This is a genomic window from Methanocella paludicola SANAE (assembly GCF_000011005.1).
Taxonomy (GTDB): domain Archaea; phylum Halobacteriota; class Methanocellia; order Methanocellales; family Methanocellaceae; genus Methanocella; species Methanocella paludicola.
The window spans coordinates 1,671,498-1,689,472 of the sequence record NC_013665.1; the positions used below are offsets into that span (position 1 = coordinate 1,671,498).

The 17,975-nt window shown below is 54.4% G+C and carries 18 protein-coding genes; 11 read left to right on the forward strand and 7 right to left on the reverse strand.

Features of this window, described 5'->3' with window-relative positions:
- Nucleotides 1-309 precede the first annotated feature (309 nt).
- Nucleotides 310-573 carry a hypothetical protein gene (locus MCP_RS08380; protein WP_012900409.1) on the forward strand — a complete coding sequence of 88 codons (264 nt, stop codon included), beginning with the start codon at nucleotides 310-312 and terminating at the stop codon, nucleotides 571-573.
- A gap of 214 nt (nucleotides 574-787) precedes the next feature.
- A complete protein-coding gene (locus MCP_RS08385; protein ID WP_012900410.1) occupies nucleotides 788-2,461 on the forward strand; it encodes a sulfate adenylyltransferase in 1,674 nt (557 codons plus the stop codon).
- A gap of 34 nt (nucleotides 2,462-2,495) precedes the next feature.
- Here the strand turns inward: MCP_RS08385 and MCP_RS08390 are convergent, their stop codons facing one another.
- Nucleotides 2,496-3,428: a S1C family serine protease gene (locus MCP_RS08390; RefSeq protein WP_231845039.1), complete on the reverse strand. Its 933-nt coding sequence runs from the start codon at nucleotides 3,426-3,428 to the stop codon at nucleotides 2,496-2,498.
- A gap of 121 nt (nucleotides 3,429-3,549) precedes the next feature.
- Between MCP_RS08390 and MCP_RS08395 the strand changes: the two genes are divergently transcribed.
- Entirely contained in the window at nucleotides 3,550-4,119 is a 570-nt protein-coding gene (locus MCP_RS08395) for a YkgJ family cysteine cluster protein (protein WP_012900412.1), read from the forward strand.
- Here the strand turns inward: MCP_RS08395 and MCP_RS08400 are convergent.
- Entirely contained in the window at nucleotides 4,107-4,955 is an 849-nt protein-coding gene (locus tag MCP_RS08400) for a metallophosphoesterase (protein WP_012900413.1), read from the reverse strand. The genes MCP_RS08395 and MCP_RS08400 overlap by 13 nt on opposite strands.
- Before the next feature lie 106 nt (nucleotides 4,956-5,061).
- Between MCP_RS08400 and MCP_RS08405 the strand changes: the two genes are divergently transcribed.
- Entirely contained in the window at nucleotides 5,062-6,015 is a 954-nt protein-coding gene (locus tag MCP_RS08405; RefSeq protein ID WP_012900414.1) for a methanogenesis marker 12 protein, read from the forward strand.
- Between the two features lie 539 nt (nucleotides 6,016-6,554).
- On the opposite strand, the gene pdxT is transcribed toward MCP_RS08405, so the two are convergent.
- Entirely contained in the window at nucleotides 6,555-7,151 is a 597-nt protein-coding gene (gene pdxT / locus MCP_RS08410) for a pyridoxal 5'-phosphate synthase glutaminase subunit PdxT (RefSeq protein ID WP_012900415.1), read from the reverse strand.
- Nucleotides 7,152-7,266: 115 nt separating this feature from the next.
- Between pdxT and MCP_RS08415 the strand changes: the two genes are divergently transcribed.
- Nucleotides 7,267-8,436 (forward strand): PAS domain-containing sensor histidine kinase, encoded by a 1,170-nt coding sequence (locus MCP_RS08415; RefSeq protein ID WP_012900416.1) that lies wholly within the window; start codon nucleotides 7,267-7,269, stop codon nucleotides 8,434-8,436.
- Nucleotides 8,437-8,971: 535 nt separating this feature from the next.
- On the opposite strand, the gene MCP_RS08420 is transcribed toward MCP_RS08415, so the two are convergent.
- The 4 genes from MCP_RS08420 to MCP_RS08435 all read right to left on the reverse strand — a co-directional run bounded on the left by MCP_RS08420 (nucleotide 8,972) and on the right by MCP_RS08435 (nucleotide 12,683).
- Entirely contained in the window at nucleotides 8,972-9,760 is a 789-nt protein-coding gene (locus MCP_RS08420; RefSeq protein ID WP_012900417.1) for a prenyltransferase/squalene oxidase repeat-containing protein, read from the reverse strand.
- Nucleotides 9,761-9,762: 2 nt separating this feature from the next.
- Nucleotides 9,763-10,605: an alpha/beta hydrolase gene (locus MCP_RS08425; RefSeq protein WP_231845040.1), complete on the reverse strand. Its 843-nt coding sequence runs from the start codon at nucleotides 10,603-10,605 to the stop codon at nucleotides 9,763-9,765.
- 162 nt (nucleotides 10,606-10,767) lie between these two features.
- On the reverse strand, nucleotides 10,768-11,889 hold the full coding sequence (locus tag MCP_RS08430) for a 3-dehydroquinate synthase II (protein WP_012900419.1): 1,122 nt from the start codon (nucleotides 11,887-11,889) through the stop codon (nucleotides 10,768-10,770).
- Nucleotides 11,886-12,683 carry a 2-amino-3,7-dideoxy-D-threo-hept-6-ulosonate synthase gene (locus MCP_RS08435; RefSeq protein ID WP_128860000.1) on the reverse strand — a complete coding sequence of 266 codons (798 nt, stop codon included), beginning with the start codon at nucleotides 12,681-12,683 and terminating at the stop codon, nucleotides 11,886-11,888. The genes MCP_RS08430 and MCP_RS08435 overlap by 4 nt, the downstream gene beginning before the upstream one ends.
- Nucleotides 12,684-12,871: 188 nt before the next feature.
- Here MCP_RS08435 and MCP_RS08440 point away from each other — a divergent pair, with 188 nt between their 5' ends.
- The 6 genes from MCP_RS08440 (at nucleotide 12,872) to MCP_RS08465 (ending at nucleotide 17,966) form a co-directional block, all read left to right on the forward strand.
- Nucleotides 12,872-13,588, forward strand: coding sequence for a hypothetical protein (locus tag MCP_RS08440; protein WP_012900421.1), 717 nt, complete (start codon nucleotides 12,872-12,874; stop codon nucleotides 13,586-13,588).
- Between the two features lie 115 nt (nucleotides 13,589-13,703).
- Nucleotides 13,704-14,222, forward strand: a complete 519-nt coding sequence (locus MCP_RS08445; RefSeq protein ID WP_012900422.1) for a PadR family transcriptional regulator — start codon at nucleotides 13,704-13,706, stop codon at nucleotides 14,220-14,222.
- A 46-nt stretch (nucleotides 14,223-14,268) separates the two neighbouring features.
- Nucleotides 14,269-15,192 (forward strand): UbiA family prenyltransferase, encoded by a 924-nt coding sequence (locus tag MCP_RS08450; protein ID WP_012900423.1) that lies wholly within the window; start codon nucleotides 14,269-14,271, stop codon nucleotides 15,190-15,192.
- Nucleotides 15,193-15,293: 101 nt separating this feature from the next.
- On the forward strand, nucleotides 15,294-15,821 hold the full coding sequence (locus tag MCP_RS08455; protein ID WP_012900424.1) for a PadR family transcriptional regulator: 528 nt from the start codon (nucleotides 15,294-15,296) through the stop codon (nucleotides 15,819-15,821).
- Between the two features lie 49 nt (nucleotides 15,822-15,870).
- Entirely contained in the window at nucleotides 15,871-16,683 is an 813-nt protein-coding gene (gene pheA / locus MCP_RS08460; protein ID WP_012900425.1) for a prephenate dehydratase, read from the forward strand.
- The gene (locus MCP_RS08465; protein ID WP_012900426.1) at nucleotides 16,680-17,966 is read left to right on the forward strand and encodes an SLC13 family permease; all 1,287 of its coding nucleotides are present in this window, start codon (nucleotides 16,680-16,682) and stop codon (nucleotides 17,964-17,966) included. The genes pheA and MCP_RS08465 overlap by 4 nt, the downstream gene beginning before the upstream one ends.
- Nucleotides 17,967-17,975 lie beyond the last annotated feature (9 nt).

Consider the following 17,975-nt stretch of genomic DNA (forward strand, 5'->3'; position numbering starts at 1 on the left):
CCCCTGTGGTTGGACCACTCAACGACGGCATAACTAGAAAAGGATAAAAAAATATTCATCCCAAAACCGCGGAAGAGTCTAATTAATTCTTTAAGTTATTCTTCGCGGTCTTCGCGTAAGCTTCGCGGTCTTAGGGCTCGAAACCGTCTTCGCGGGCTTAACCAGCTTAGCGGGCTTATATAGTTGATCGGATAATTTTTCAACACTAAAAAATGAGGATCTCCGAGGTGCCGTGGTTAACGACCCCTCAGTGAGCCCCGTAGTGAGACCGGCACCATGTTTATGTAGCATCATGCCGACCTATTCATCATGAGTGTGGACGTTTCGAGCGCCGCCGAAGCCGCTCATTATGCGGTCCGGGACCTGGCGGCAAAGCTGGGCATACCGGCCAGTAATATTACTGTGGCCGAGAAAGGCGAGGCGACCTGGCCCGATTCGAGCCTGGGGATGCCCGAGCCGGGCATGATGTACGCCCAGATGCTGTCCGAAGGCTTTCGAGTCGTGCTTCTTGTAGCCGGGAAAATGTACGAGTATCATTTCGGCAACGGCTTAGTGAAAATGCGCTCGCTATAACGATAAATCCGTTACTATTTTTCCCGGAGGCCGCTATTTCCACGGCAAATATGCATATCCGACGGTGGGCACTTATGCGTGTCGTCGTCTATGATGCCCTCAGCATTCGACGATTGACGTGCAATAGCTATTTATATCTTAAATCCTATTAATTCTTCAGAAAAATCTATAATGATTAATTATAGAGAAAATACACATCAATGGAGAGCATATAATGAGCAGGCCACAAGTGAAGCTGATAAATACGGTCCTCACGGGAAAAGCGAAAGAGACGGCACTGGAAGAGGCGTCCGAGAGCCTGGCGCGCAACTCCAACACGGTCATGATCGACGATGAGGCCTGGATCACGGTAGAGATGATCGCCACTGGTGCGCTCAGCCCGTGCACAGGCTTCATGAACGCCGAGGACTACGGGTCCGTCCTGCACTCGGGCCGGCTGGCCGACGGCACGCCGTGGCCCACGCCGCTGTCCTTCGCGGTGGCGGGCGAGAAGAACCAGGACGTGCTCAAAGGCCTCCATAAGGGCGACGTGGCCACGCTGATCAACCGAAATAAGGAGCCTGTCGCGAGAATAATCACCGAAGAAGTCTTCGAATATGATCGCGAAGAGCGGGCGCAGTGCGTGTTCGGCACCACCGATAAGCGCCACCCGGGCGTCCGCAGCATTTATGAGCGCATGGGCGACCGGTCGCTGGCCGGCAAGGTCGAGCTGATCAACCGCCCCCACTGGGGCGCATTCGAAAAATACAGGCTAACCCCTGAAGAATGCATCGATTACTTCTATAACAAGAAGGGCGCCCGCACGGTCGTTGGCTTCATCACCGGCGCGAACCCGGTGCATCGGGGCCACGAGCATATCCACCGGACGGCGCTCGAGACGAACGATATGCTGCTCATACAGCCGCTCGTGCAGCTTGCGAAGCCGGAGTACATCCGCTCAGAATACCGCATACAGGCATACGAGACGCTGCTCAACAAATATTACCAGCGCGAGCGCGTGCTCATGAACCCCCTCAGGGTCACCTATATATTCGCAGGGCCGAGGGAATCCGTGCTCCATGCCATTGTGTCACGCAACTTCGGCGCCACCCACTTCGCCATCGGCAGGGACCACGCCGGCGTCGGCAACTATTATGGCGATTACGAGTGCCAGACCATCTTCGACCGCCTGTACGAGGGCGGCTCGAAAGAGCTGGGCATCACGCTCCTGCCTTTCAGCGAAGTATTTTACTGCTCGAGGTGCGGCACCACCGCGACGGAGAATACCTGCCCGCATGGCAAGCAATACCGCGTCACGATCAGCGGCACCGCGATCAGGGAGCTCATGCGCTATGGATATACCCCGCCCAGGGAGATCGTGCGCCCGGAAGTGGCTCGCATCGCCATGCAGGGCATTCAGCCCAAAGGCCTTGACGAGAATGGCACTTCCATTTACCCCGTCGGGTCCATCATCAAGAAAATGTTCCCGTTCTACCTCGTGGCAAAGAGGCTTGGCGGCAAGCTAAGAGAAAAGCCGCTGAGCTGGGAAGACCTCAAGCTGGAGGACGTCGAGCGTGCCCTGATGGACGTCAGGGAGAACTCCGACCGCATCCTGAGGGATATTTCCCGCGATACCGAGATGCACTACGACGTGAACCGCGACATGGCGGCCCAGTGGGTCGACGAGGCGAACGAGTACTGCCGCAGCCGCCAGGGCCACATGATCAAGGCGCTCGAGGAGAAGGTCGCCGCCGCGGACCCGAACGCCGACAACAAGATGTTCCAGAGCAGGGCCGAGGCGGAGAAGGAGCTCGAGGCGGCGAAGTACGTTCTCGAGAGCATGAACTCCAGGGGGCTGGACAATAAGAAGATCCAGTGGAACCCTCTCAAGTATACCGAATACCGATAAAAGTGTCGCCGGGATACGCCCGGCCTTTCTAATTTTATGACGGGCCTTCCGCCAGCTTCATGTCGATGTCGCCTACCTGCGGTCCCCTCTGCACTCTGACCGACATTGTATCACCCACTTTTTTCTCCCTGAGCTCTTTCGTCAGCTCGTTCATGTCGGTGATGTCCTTGTGGTCTGCCTCGACGATCATGTCTCCCGGCTCGATGCCCGCGTTGAAAGCGGGGCTGTTCTCGAACACCCTTGTGACAAGAATTCCCTTGTCCGAGGGCAGCTTATAGTACTGGGCGATCTGGGGGTTGACTCCCACGCCGAGGATGCCGAGCCACGGCCTGATGACTTTGCCGTACTTTATCAGCTCGTCCACGATGCGCTTTGCCGACGAGATGGGGATCGAGAAGCCGATGCCCTGGGCGAACGGTATGTTGGCCGAGTTGATGCCGATGACCTCTCCTCTGGCGTTGATGAGAGGCCCGCCGCTGTTGCCGGGATTGATGTGTGCGTCCGTCTGGATGAGGTTCTCGAAGACGCCCTGCTCTGCCTGGATGGTCCGCTTGAGGGCGCTGATGACTCCCACCGTAACGGTCGGCCCCTGAAGGAAGAACCCGAACGGGTTGCCGATGGCGATGGCCATCTGCCCCACCTTAACCCCGTCCGACTCGCCCAGCGTTGCAGCAGGCAGGTTGTCCCCCTCGACCTTTACGACAGCGATGTCGGTCAGCCTGTCCGTGCCGATGAGCTTCCCCGGGAACTTCCGGGAGTCGAACAGCGTCACCTCGATGCTCTCGGACTGCTCTACGATGTGGTTATTGGTAAGTATGAGCCCGCCGGGATCGATGATGACGCCCGACCCCATTCCCCTCAACGGCACGACGTTCATATAATAATCGTGAACGAGCCTCACGGTGTTTATATTGACTACCGATGGGCTGGCTCTCTCTATGGTCTCGATCATTTTATCTTCGTTCATAGGAAACATCCGCAACACCCACATATTATGATAAAAACCGATGTATAATATGTTAAGGCAAATATTATGCAAGGGCCGGCAACCGTTTTATAACAATAGCGAGTAGTCATGTTGATAGGTTATGCCGGACTTCGAGTGCTTGTGCTGCGGCCTTTGCTGTAAGCGTGACCCTTACTATGCCGTGTCTCTTCTTGATATTGAGAATATTAGCAGTGGTCTGGGTTTGAGTCCATCTGATTTTTTTAATCGTTTCTGTGCCGTTGTGGTGACTCCCGGTGGTTTTCGCTATCCGGTTATTCTTGCCCCGGAGGGCTGCCCATTTCTTAAGGATAAGCTGTGCGGCATTCACTCGTTCAAGCCCATCGGCTGCAGCGTTTTTCCCGAGTCCTCGCTGCTGCCCGTTACCATTTTAAAGAAGAGCGTCCGGGCCATTCCGAGCTGTGCCATACTGGCGATGCCTGATTCCGAGGAGCCGCTGGCGACTGATCATGAGCTGATGGCGAAGCGGGACGTGCACTTTGAGCATACGAAGGCTTATTTTGAAGAGCATGAGGACTTCGATGAGCCGTCGTGGTCCGTGGCGAAGGATGACCTGAAAAAGGCGCTCTCCGGTGCCGATATGCTTGCTAAGCGTTCCGCGGCGATACGCGAGAAAGCATCCGCGGCCATAAAGCAAGCTCAAGGCCTGTAATGCTTCCGGCGCCGATATTTCCTGGGCTTATTCGTAGGGACCTTGAACTTCTCACGGGAATATTTCCGGAGGTTGTCAACGGTGCCCATGAAGGTGCCGTCGAGCAGGTACACCTGGGCTTCCTCGAGGTGGATGGCGTGCGAGGTGAAAAGCGGCCCCAGCAGGTCATCGTGCCAGGACTCATTAAAGGCGATGCCGCCGCATAGTTCGTTGAACGAGGGCACGATGTATACTTCCGGGTCCGACCATTCGAACTCTTCGGGCTTGTAGTTCGCCTTTACCGCGCTTTCGTCAAGCTTCGCCCGTATCCACGCCTGCCTCGTGATCGTATGGCCAACGTTGTCCGTAAGCTTGATCGTAGGGTGGTTGTGGGACATCACCCAGTGCTTGCACTTTAACAGCGACGGGTCCGGCCAGGTATGCCCGTGGAAGTAGGCCACGCCGTCGATAATGGCGCCCCTCGAATCACGCAATTTAATATCCGGGTTGCTCGGGATAAGCTTCTCTATACCCCCGTCATGGTTGCCAGGGATGATCTCCACGATAGCGCTTTTCGCGAGCTCGTTAAGGAACATGGGGACCTCGTCCACTTCCTGGAAGGACGTCCTGGGAACGTTATGCTTGATATCGCCTAAAAGAATAATACGGTCAGGGTCGGCCTCGCCGATATAGCCCCTGATGCGGTCCATGCGCCCCGCTATCTGCGACGGGATGTTAATGCCACTATAGTACAGGTCGTACTCGATGCCCAGGTGGACGTCGGCGATGACCAGCGACGTGTCTTCGTTCTTGACGATGAGCGCCGGGGCGTCGAGCAAGGGCGTAAGCTCTACCAATAACAAAACTCCGCCACTTAGTTTCATTTATACGTTAATATCCTTTCTCATGTGCGAGGTAAACGTTATTAGGTTTTAGCGCAACTGCATATGGAAGGTCCCCATCGTGTTCATCGGCATAGACCACGGCACTACGGGCATTCGCTTTGCTGATACTGAAGGCCAATGGTTCGAGCTTTCGAGGAAGCAGGCCCGCGATATGTCACAGGAACAGATCGTCGATTCCATTTTAAAGAGCTTTAACGTTAAAAAGGATGATATCGAGCTCATCGGCGTTAACTATTCTATGGGCGACGGTATCTCTGAAATTACTCCTATCGGTAATGTCAAGAACCGTGGTGTCATAAGCCGCGAGGGCGCCGGCGTCCACATCGGCGGCGGCACCAACGTCTACGATGCTATCGCATCGTCCGGTATCCCTGCCGTCGTCATCCCGGGCATCCATCGCCGCAACTACGGCGACCCCTGCTTCCGCGTCTATTCCCACGGCGCCAGCCCGGAAAAGCTGGGCATCGCCTATAACGCTTACCTGGCCGCCGATGACAGGGACTTCATCGTCTCCGACATCAGCTCCAACACTGTAACTATGGGCGTCCGTGACCTGAAGATGCTTGGTGCCATTGATGCCTGTATCTTCGCCCCGGGGGTCCACCACGGGCCGCTTGACCTGCAGGCTATCCGTGATGTCGATGCCGGCCTGATGACCGCTAATGATGCTTTTTCCACGGCGGGTGTGACCAAGCTCATACCTTATAAAGACTTGAATGCACTGCAGGCGGCTCTCGAAATGAACGACCGGGACGCGCTGTGGGCTTTCGATACCATCGCCGTCTTCGCCGCCATGGAGGTCGCTTCCTTCTTGATGCTCATCCCCGATGCTGCCGTATTTACTGCCGGCTCCGTCGGGTCCATGGACCTGGTGGTCGACCGTATGTCGGGCCTGTTGAAGAAGGACATCAAGGTGCTGGGTAAATTATCTGCTGCCATTGGGCTTGCCCAAATCGCGCGGGATGTGCATGGCGGTAAAAAGGATATTTTAGGAATCGCCGTTGGATATTGAATAACGCGCAATCAGTTTGGTCGGTATCTCGAACATCTCCAAAGGAATTAAACCACTAATTCTTTTTTAATTTTTACTCACTAAATCCCTGAGCCGCTAAAACACCGTCAACGCACGAACTCTCTAATACTCGGGGCATTGCTCGAATTCTCGAAGCCTCAAACCCGAAAAGAACGCTCTAAGGCTCTAAATCACGTTTGAAACGCTAAACGAGCTTGCACCAACTCTCTAAGGCTCGGCTAAAACGCCAACGACCCTAAACACCCAAAAATTCTGGGGAATGACCGGGCTCTTAGAGTGTTAGTGCTCCATCGTTTAGCGTTTCGAACGTGTATTCGAGCTTTAGAGACTTCTTTTCGGGTTAGCGCGTTAGAGACTTAGAGCACTGCCCAGAGTGTTTGAGAGTTCGGGCATTGACGGTGAGTTCGAGGCTTAGAGGCTTAGTGAGAAAAATCTAAAAAGAAAAATTAGTGGTTTAATTCCTTTGGAGATGTTCGTGATACCGACCAAACAAACTAGCACACATAGGAAATATTGAGCTAATTCTCAGATTGATTCTTGACTATTTCCATAAAGTACTCGTGGACCCGTGTATCGTTCGTCAGCTCAGGATGAAACGCCAGCGCCACGATATTACCCTGCTTCGCGGCCACAATAAAATCATCAAGGCGCGCAAGCACTTCGACACCATCGCCGGCAGAAATAATCGCAGGCGCACGGATGAACACGGCGTCGAAGGGCCCATTATTAATAAAAGGAAGCTCAAGCGCCGCCTCGAAGGACTCACGCTGACGTCCGAAAGCATTACGGTCGACCGTTGTATCCATGAGACCGAGCAGCTTCTGCCCCGTCTTACGGACCTCATCGTCGCCACGGGAAGCCAGCAAAATAAGGCCGGCACAGGTGCCCAAAATAGGCATGCCAGCGTGGGCACGGGCAATGATCTCCTGCGCTATGCCCTCGGACCACGCGAGGCGGCATAGAGTAGTGCTCTCCCCGCCGGGAATGACGATGGCGTCGCACGAGGGCACGATGCCCTTATGCTTGATCTTCACGACCTCGCCGTCAAAGACCCTCGACAGGGCGTCGACGTGCTCCTCCACGTTACCCTGCAGCGCGATGACCCCGATCCTCATGATAAAATATCACTGGCACGATAATCGCGCATCAAAGGTTAAAACTTTTCCATAGGTAGAAAAGCGCCGAATCCGCCGGGCAAAATTAAAATGCGACAAAATAAAATAATATACGATGCCTGACGAAAATGCGGAGCGCAAGAGGCTCGATAAGATACACAATTTTTGCAGAGAGCGGCTCGACCCTATCGTAAAGGGCATACTCACAGGCTCTCCCATCCCACAGTTCGTCATCGACAAGAACCACAAGGTCATATCCTGGAACACCGCCCTGGAAAAATACAGCGGCATCAAGGCCGAGGACATCATTGGTACCGACTGCCAGTGGAAGGCGTTCTATAAGAATAAGAGGCCCTGCATGGCCGACCTGCTCGTGGACGGCGCCATAAGCGAAATACCCAGGTGGTATGACGGCAACTACAGCCGTTCTGAGCTGGTGGAGGGCGCATACGCGGCCACGGGCATATTCCCCGAACTCGGGGAAGGCGGGAAGTGGCTTTATTTCACGGCGGCCGTTATACGAGACGAGGAAGGGGCCATTATCGGCGCGGTGGAAACGCTCGAGGACATCACCGATCGCAAGCGTGCGGAAGAACAGCTACAGGAGGCAAAGAGGCAGGCTGAGATGTACCTGGAGCTCATGGGCCATGATATCAACAACATGAATCAAATAGGCATCGGCTATCTCGAGCTGGCGCTCAGCAGCCCGGGCCTCGACGAGGCCGTAAAGCACAAGATCGAAAAGGCCCTGGAGTCGCTGGATAACAGCTCCAGGCTGATCGGGAACGTGCAAAAGCTCCAGCTGATCCCCGAGATGACCCTGGAAAGGGTTGACGCCGGGATAATGCTGGGAGAGGTTTGTGCCCAGTTCGTCGGCGCCCCCGGCAAAGCCGTGACGATCAATTGCGCCGCCAGGCCTGGCAGTTTTGTAATGGCGAACGTTCTGCTCAGGGACGTGTTCATGAATATCATCGGGAACGCGATCAAGCATTCTACCGGCCCTTTGACGATTAACGTTAGTATCGACAAAGTCACGAAGGAAGGCCGAGACTTTTATAAGGTGTCCATCGAGGATAACGGCCCGGGCATATCGCCAGAGCTTAAAGAACGGTTATTTACCAGGTTCCAGCGCGGGCCGACGCGTGTGGCGGGAAAGGGCCTGGGCCTGTATCTCGTAAAGTCCCTGGTCGATAGCTATCATGGGACTGTGTGGGCCGAGGACCGTGTGTCCGGGGATTATAAAAAAGGCAGTCGTTTCGTGATCTTGCTGCCCGCCATGAATTAAAAATTAAGGTTCTTGTGCGTTTTTGGGATGATATATTGCTTTGGCTGATGCCTTCGCTCGTTTTTATGTTATGCCGTCGTTGAGTATTCCAACCACAGGGGCACGGAGAGCGCTGAGTTTCACGGAGTTTTCTTATAAATGGAGGCTCGGAGGGCACAGGGGACGGGTTTATAACTTTCCCGGGGCACGGAGTTGAAAGAGGCACTGGCGAGGATAAACCGCATTATTGTTTATTGGTCAACCGGGCCTCAATAAACTCTGTGCCCCAGGCAAACTAATAAACCGGGCTCTGAGCTCTCTGAGTCTCAAATTATTAAAAAATAACTCTGTGTAACTCCCGTGCGCTCCGTGCCCCTGTGGTTGGACCACTCAACGACGGCATAACTAGAAAAGGATAAAAAACGCGTATGAGCCGTGGGCTCGTGCATAATAGATGAAAATTTCTCGAAATTGAAAATATCCTTTGATATCTCCTCTTTTCGAGAATCTTTCATAGGAAATATTCATCCCAAAACCGCGGAAGAATCAAAATTAATTAAAACTTATTGGAAAAAGCGAGTAAGACGAGCGCAGTCGTTCCCGGGTCAGACGGCGTATCGACGATCTTACCGAACCCCCCATCAGCGTTTTGCACGGCGGGTAGCCATTCCTCTATGACCGATGAGATCTCTTCCTCTTCCAGCGCTTTTAGCGTTCCAAGCAGGGACGCTACGTCGGAGATACGGCCGTCACCGATCGAATCCCGGGCGACGGTCCACGAGTACTCGATGAACTTTTCCTTAATGACATCGTCGAGATAGCCGATGCGCATCAGGTTGAGGACCGGGCCGTAGACATGGGTTACTGGCTCGTCCTCAAAAGACAGGGACTTTACATATTCCATCGAGTAGTCGAGCCCTTTAGCGAATCTGCGGATGCCGCTAAGATAAAAAGTATGGAGCGCCCGCAGGCACAGGGTGGTCGTAAATCCCTTCTTATGGGCGTTAGGGCCCCATGAGCCATCCTCATTCTGGTTCTCCAGGAGCCACATGATGCCCTTACTGATGGGTAAGCTTGCCTTCCCGTAATCAAAACGATTCAGGACGATCATGGTATAGGCGGTGTTCGCAGCGTCCGTATAGGTCCCGGGCTTTCGCCCGAAATGGCCGTCGGGCTCCTGTGTGCTTTCCAGGTACTTCAGGCCCTTGATGATAATATCCTCGGGCGCATGACCTTGAAGAGCGTATAGCGCCCTGGCACAGATCACCGGCTCACCACGGCCCCAGGAGCCATCGTGCAATTGAGAACTGCTGAGATACTCCCTTGTCAGGTCTTGTGTATCCATGACTATCGACCCAGCATGCCGATCAGCTCTTGATGGACGTCGTCAGCGATCACCGGGCTCCAGAGGCCGTGGACAGAGCCATTATACTGGTGCCACGCTTTGGGCTCTAAAGCCTTATCGTAGAGCGCCTTACCGTCCGCCATCAGCGTCACGGAGTCATTATCAAACTGGAACATGGCGATCTTACGCGGAGTCAGGCTGTCCAGATATTTCGAGGGCATAACGGCATTAATGAAGCGAGTGGCATTGGCGTCCGACGTATCGTTAAAGTCAAAATCGCTTGCGCTTATTGTGACGACGCCCTTGAATGACGGCTCAATGCCGGCGGCCACGATGGCCCACATGCCGCCAATACTCTCGCCGAGAATGCTCACATTATTGCCGTCGAGATCGCTCCTGGACTTCACATAATCCAGGCCTTTCAGCGCATCGTAGACCTGCTTGTACTGGGCCGGGTCGCCGCCGCTCTCGAACTTCCCGAAGCCGGTAGCCCAGTCATTCTGGGCATCGCCGCCGGTATCGCCAATGCCGCGGGCGTCCAGTGTCAGCGACGCGTAGCCCATGTTGCACAGCGCCACGGCTGTCGCCTCGTCAGCCTCTTTCGTGATCGATGCCGCAGGCATCACGACGACAACGGGGGGCTTCGTAACATTCTTTGGTACTCGTAAAAGCGCAAAGACATTATCCCCGAAGCTCTCATAAACGATCTTCTGGAGCGTGTAATTATTAGCCGATTCAGTCGAGACGACGCGGCCGTTGACGGGCCCACGGTCGCTGAAGTTCAGCTTACCCGAGGAATCGATATACCATAGCTTCAGGTTCTTGTCCAGCGAAACCTGATTCATCCAAGCGAATAAAAAAAAGCCAACGACGACGACAAGCACTATCGAGCCGATAACCGCATAAAGACGGGTCTTTTTATGCTGCTTCTGCCGTTTTTCTTCAATTCTCTTTTTCGACACGGCCTACTATTTTGGCGGCTCTTAAAATAAGCCTTTTGGGAGGCGCTATTTTTCTATTATCGTTTCGTCGATCTTCATGCCGAAGTGCCGCCCCGTGCTCTCCACCCGTACGAGCACCTTATCCCCCGCCTTCAGCTTCGTTACGGGTATGGAGCCCCCATCCGCGCCGACGAGCTTGATGGTCTCGGCGTTCTGGAGGATCGCGGATACGGGCTTTCCATCGGCCTCGGCCTCAACGTACAGGAGGGGCCTCCGCTCGATCTTCACGCGGCCTACTGTCGCTTTCCTGGCTTCCCCGTCCTTATCGATGATCAGCGCAGGGTCGCCGCTCTTTAGCTCAGAAAGGTATCGCGTCTTTTCATCGACGAGCACATACTCGTGTACGGCCCCGGCGTTGACGCGGAAAGGCCTGCTGGCCACATACGGGCTTTCCTCGGCCTCCGACTGTATCAGGAACAGCCCGCCGGACTGGTTGCCGATGAGCATGCCCTCGCCCGGCCTCATTAATGAGCACGTATCGATACACACTCTATCGCCCATTCCGGCCTCTTTTATGTCCTTGATCGTCGCCGCCATCAGCGACAGCTTTTCCCGCTTAGAGGCGACCGCCTTAGCGATACTTTTGATCTTAGCAGGGCTAGCACGGACCAGTATCCCGTCGGCGCCCTTCTCCAGCGTCTGCAGTGCCACCGATGCCTCTTCAGCGCTCTCCGCCCGGGCGATGATCTTCACATGTGATCCCTGCAGCTCCGCTATAAGATTCTCCAGGGGAATGACCTTCCAGTCCTTACCCTCGATAATTAGATGATCGCAGACCTTGCCCAGCATGGCTGCAAGCCGCTCATACTCTTTGCCCTGCAGGCTCACGAACGCTGCGACGGGCTTTCCCTTCTTTTTCAGCTCTTTAGCCCTGGCCAGGTCTTTAGAATCCTGAAGCTTCTCCGGAAGTGGCGTAGTGCCGTCGCCCTCGGAGCCGATACCCACGGTAAGGATGTCCACACCGGACCCAAAGCCGGCGACCTTGATCTTACCCAGTTCCCTGATCCGGTCAGAAAATTCGGCATTCGCAAGGATCGCATCGGCGCCGGACTCGAGCGCGGCAGTCACCTTATCCTTCGCCTCACTCCACGAGTCCTGAAAGACGTCGACCCAGACAAGCTTACTCATCGCATCTCCTTAAAGGCGTCCGCCGCCGTCCAGCCCTCGTGGACGACCCGGGAGATAGCCCTTGTTATAGTGGTTGGGGATTCATGCTGAAATACGTTTCTGCCGATAGCCGCCCCCCTCGCCCCGGCGCCGATGGCCTCCTCGATCATCTGTAATAATTCGATGTCCGAGCCCATCTTCGGGCCGCCGGCGATGATAATGGGAACGGGGCACCCTTTTACCACTTCTTTGAACGTGTCGGGACTGCCTGTGTAGTTGGTCTTGACAACGTCGGCGCCCAGCTCGGCGCCGGCCCGGGCAGCGTGAGCCACCACTTCGGGGTCGTGCTGGTTCTTGATGGAAGCGCCACGCGGGTACATCATGGCTATCAGGGGAATGCCCCAGAAAGCGCAGCGCTCTGCCGTGCACCCCAAAATTTTAAGCTGGTCGCTCTCGGTATCGCTGCCAACGTTGATGTGGACGCTCACGGCGTCGGCGCCCATCTTCATACACTCCTCAACGGTACATACCTGCACCTTATTGTTGGGATCGGGCGCGAGCGAGGTCGAGGCGCTCATATGCACGATGAGGCCGATGTCGCGGCCGTAGCCCCTGTGGCCGTGGGGCACCATGCCTTTCTGCATTAAGACAGCATTTGCGCCGCCTTCCGCCACCTTCTCCACCGTATCCGCCAGGTCCGTGATGCCTTTCACCGGCCCTATGGATATGCCGTGGTCCACCGGGATTATCAGGCTGTTCCCGCTTTTTCTATCCTTTATTCGCTCGAATCTTATGCGCTTACCGATCGTCATCATTAATATGCACCATGCTAGTATGTGCCATAGTAGCACGGTAAACTAAATAAATCTATCGCTTCCGGCCCGCGCCAAATATTACTAGAAAACGCTCGTTTTTACGGTGTAACGGCTCGCGCACGCCGTTCGGCGGAAAATACGTGTAACGATTAAATCCGGGCACGGACTTTCCTCTAATGTGACCGGATATGGGGATACTTGACGATTTCATAAAGACGATCAAAGGCCAGCGGTCCCAGTACAAAGCCGAGCAAAGGCAGGCCGAGATGGAAAAGATAGCGCGGGAGAACGAGGCAAAGGCGAAGGCGGCCCGGGAGCGGGAGTGGGCTGCCCGGGAGAACGAGGCGAAGCTCAAAGCCCAGCGGGAGCGCGAGTACATGGGCCAGAGCAAGACATCCGACAAGGGTTATGTTGGGGAAGTCGTGGACAGGATCAAGGAGCAGCGCCGTGAGTTCGAGGAAGCGCAGAAGGCGGGCGCCCCGAAAAAGCCGGAGACCGAGCGCGGCCCGATAGACGAGTTCGCCTACAGGATCAAGGAGCAGCGCCGTGAGTTCGAGGAGGCCTCGAAAGGCCCGAAGCCGGCCGCGAAACATGCCCCGACTCAGACTATCCAGGAGCAGAAGCCGGAGACTATCAAGGCTTATGGCCACACGTTCATGTACATGCCGGGCCAGACGCCGCACATCCTGTTCGACGAGCCGGGAAAATCCGTGTATATCGATAACGTGGACGAGTACCTTAAGGCCGGGGGCAAGGTCGAGCAGCGGGAGATCACGGCCGCTATGGATCCTCAAATGTACAACATCTACACGAGCAAAGGAGGCCCTATCGGCCAGGCCCGATACTATAAGTCGGGCGATATCGTGATCAGCCTGGTGCCGGACCCCTTCAAGAACTACCGGTAAAAAGGCGTATGGAGGGGCCAAAAAAGCAAAACCTGTGAAAAAAATCCCTCACAATATGTTTTTTGAAAACATGTACAGCCAAATTATATAATATACTCGATAATAATATCTAATCATGTCCTCCGAAACTGCCGCATTCTTCGAGAACCCTACCAGGGCAAGCCTTAATTATCTCGTGCTCATGCTGCTGAAAAGCTCTCCCAAGCACGGGTACATGCTCATGCAGGACATCGAGCGCCACACGGAAGGAGGCTGGAAGCCGTCGCATTCGGCCATATATAAGCTATTGAACGGTTTTGAAGAGGCGGGATACATCACGTCCTGGGAAGAGAAGGATGGAGAAAGGGGCCGTAGGGTCTACAAGATCACCGAGAACGGCGAAAAGCTCATCGACGAGAGCGAGCGGGAGTTCGAGTTCTACATGAACGCCTTCATATCGTCGCTCCTCGAGGCGAAAGAGGATATCAAGCAGGACCACATCACCACGCTGCTTACTGAGAAGGGCAAGGAGATCACGAAGTGCTTCGAGCCCCACAGGCGGTACCGTGTCCTCAGCAGGCTCAAGGCTTTCGTCGACAGCGAGTCTATACGCATCGATAAAGAACTTGAGTCCTTAAAGGAATTCGCCAATTGACAATAACGTCTGGTTTAAAATTATCTAATTTGAGGGGGGTAATAGGGTGGAACAGGTTAACGTTGAAAGCAGTGCCTACGCTCGCATCGCCGGCTTGTTGTTACGCTTTCAACGCCTGTTTTTCCAGGTCAAGGACGAGTTCATTTACGGCGGGTACCTGACCTCGCTGGGCTGTCCCGCCTTCGTCCTGTCCGTATCCCTGCTCCTGGGCCTTGCCGTCGACTGGCCGGTGCTTCTTATCGCATACCTGGTCCCGCTGGTCGTTTACAGCTATAATTATTATGAAGAGCTCGAAAAGGACGTGGCCACCAATCCCGAGAGGTCCGGCCACCTGGGTAAAAAGGTAAAGCTCTACCCGGTCCTTTTTGGGGTCTATATGTCGCTTTTGATACTTTTGTTACTTCTTTTCGCTAACTACGTGTTCACTATTTTCGTCTTGATCTTGTTGTCCTGCGGGATACTGTACACGATCGTGTTCAAGGACCTTACAAAGCAGATCCCTGGCTTTAAAGGCGTCTACATCGCCGCCGTGTGGGCGCTGGCCGGAGCGTTCCTGTTCAACTTCCACTACTCCGTCACATGGGGCGTTTTCTCGGTGCTGATGTTCAGCTTTATCTTTCTCAGGGGGATCATTAACGTGACCTTTTTCGACATTAAGGACGTCGAGAGTGACAGCGCCCGGGGCCTGAAGACGCTCCCAGTCCTCCTGGGCCGGGAGAAGACTCTAAAATTTTTAAACGTGCTGAACATTTTTTCTTTTATCCCTCTCATCCTTGGCGTTTATTTCAACATCATCCCTGCGTTCGGGCTGTCGCTGCTCGTCTTTTATTTTTACGACCTCTACTATCTGAGAAAAGCCAGAGTAGTTAACGATAAAAACCTCAGGATGATCTCCTATACACTTGCCGATGCCGAATTTATCATATGGCCCGTCGTGCTTCTCCTGGGCCGGGCTCTCATTGGATTTTAACCATAAGTCATCTCAGAAACTGCTAAAAAAATCCCCCCACATATGATTTTCCAAAACATGTACTACCAAAATATAAAACGCCGGAATATATATTAACGATCATGTCCGTGGCGATCCCCACGTTCTTTGAAAACCCCAGCAGAGCAAGCCTGAACTACTTCGTGCTGATGCTCCTCCGCACAAATCCGAAGCACGGGTACATGCTCATGCAGGACATCGAGCGCCACACTCAGGGCCACTGGAGACCATCCCACTCAGCCATCTATAAGCTCCTTAACCGCCTTGAGACCGACGGCTACATTACGTCATGGGAGGAGAAGGACGGGGAGAGGGTACGACGGGTATATCAAATATCTAAGGAAGGAGTAGCGCTCCTCGAGGCGAGCGACAGGGATTTCGAGTCGTTCATCAACGCCTTCATTTCTTCCCTGCTGGAAGCAGAGAGAGTGAATCCCGACCATTTGACTATTCTGCTGACGAAGAAAGGTAAGGCGCTTATGAACGCTCTCGAGCCCGACGAAAAGCTGAAGGCCCTGGCCAAGCTGAAGGCCTTCATGGACGCCGAATATGCCCGCGTATGCAAGGATTATGAGGAATGCCTTAAGAGCGCTAAGCCGCCTTCGACTTAGCGTATTTTATGATTATAGTTAAATATACGTCGTACTAATTTTGTTACTGATGAAGCTCGGACTATTGGGCCCCGAAGGCACGTTCTCGGAAATGGCGGCTAAAAAGTGGTCTCCCGGAGCTCAGCTTATTTTCATGGACGACATGGAGTGTGCGACCCGTGCGGTCGATGATGGCTCTTGCGACGAGAGCATCGTGCCCATCGAGAACTCGGTCGAGGGCCCCGTGGGCGTCGTCATGGATGCTCTACTCGAGATACGCTCGCCCATCGTGGGTGAGGAAGTCCTGCCCGTCAGGCAGTGTCTCATGTCCCGCGGCAGCTTGAAAGACATAAAGATCATCATATCGCACCCCCAGGGCCTGGGCCAGTGCAGGCATTATATCCATGAGCACTTCCCGAAGGCGGAAGTACGGACGACGGGGAGCACGTCGCATGCGGCACGCCTGGCGCAGGAGTTTCCGGAAATGGCGGCCATCGGGTGCTCGGAATCCGCCCAAAAGTACGGGCTGAAAGTGCTCAGGGAAGGCATCCAGGACTACGCCGCCAATTATACCCGGTTCATCGTTCTCGGCAGGCATAAGCCGTCTCCCACGGGCCATGATAAGACGTCGCTGGCCGTTTACCTCGACCGCGATAGGCCCGGGGCGCTATATGACTTCTTAGGGGAGTTCGCCCGACGCTCGATCAACATGACCCGCATCGAGTCCCGACCCTCTAAAAAACTATTAGGCGACTACTGGTTCTTCATCGACGTGGAGGGCCATGAGAAAGACCTGGAATTACGGGAAGCTATATCTGCCCTAAAGGATAAGTGTACGACACTAAAGGTGCTGGGGTCGTATCCGCGGGCAGATAGGGCATGATCGGCGAAATTATCGTTTTTATCATCACGTACTTCCTCATCATGGTGAGGCCGTGGAAGTTGAACGAGGCCACCGGTGCCCTTATCGGGGCTCTGCTTATGGCGGCCTTTTTACAGCCCCACCAAATCCTTGAGGCGCTGGGCTTTTCCACCGCTTACGCCACGCCCCTGGTCAATACGTGGAACGTCGTGCTCATTTTAATAGAGCTCATGGTCATCAGCACATTCTTAGATGACTATGGCTTCTTCGAGTACTGCGCAGTAAAGGCAATGCACCTCGCCGGAGGCGACACCCGTAAATTATTCACCTATACCTACGCCGTCACCTGCTTCATTACGGCTTTCACGTCGAACGACATCGCCATCCTCACGCTGACCCCCATCATACTCAAATTCTGCCGGCGGGCAGGGCTCAATGCTAAGCCCTTCATGTACTCGTTCTTCTTCGCGGCCAACATCGCCTCTATGTTCCTTTACATAGGCAATCTCACGAACATCCTCATTGGCGACGCGTTCAAGCTGGGATACTTCGACTTTACGGCCTACATGTTCCTGCCCACGATGGCCGCCATCATCGTCAATTATGTAATATTCTATTACATGTTCAGGGGCTCGATGGAGGCGTCCTATCCCGTTGCGGACGATACGCATGCCGGGGCGCTCATCAAAAATAAAGCCATGGTCGCTGTCGGGCTTGTCGTGCTCGCCTTCGTGCTCATCGGGTGCGGCTTTGCCAACTGGCTTCTGCTGCCCCTTTCCATCGTGACCACCGTCGGCGCCATAGCCATCTATATCGCCGAGCGCAAGCCCGTCCTGCGAACTAAAAGAATATCCTGGAGAGTCGTAGTCTTCGTCATCTCCCTGTTCATCGTGGTAAAAGGCCTCGAGGTCAGCGGCGTCAATGCGATAATCGGCAGCTTCATCCTGTCCATCGTCGGCCAGAACCCCGTATACGCCACGTTCTTCATATCCATGGCCTCGGCCTTCATGTGCAATGTGGTCAACAACATCCCAATGACCGCCATGATGGTGCCCATCACGTCGAGCATCGCGATGACTCCGGAGATGGCCCTGGCTATGGCGTATTCGCTGGTCATAGGAAGCAACCTGGGGGCAAACATCACCATAACCGGTGCGCTGGCGGGCATCCTCTGGATCGAGTGCGCCAGGATCGAAAAATGGAGCACCGGCATCTCGGAGTTCATTAAAATAGGGCTGACAGTGACGCCCATCGTCATACTGGCATCGGCGGCAGTACTGGCCTTAGAGATCCTGCTCTTCTAAATACCGAAA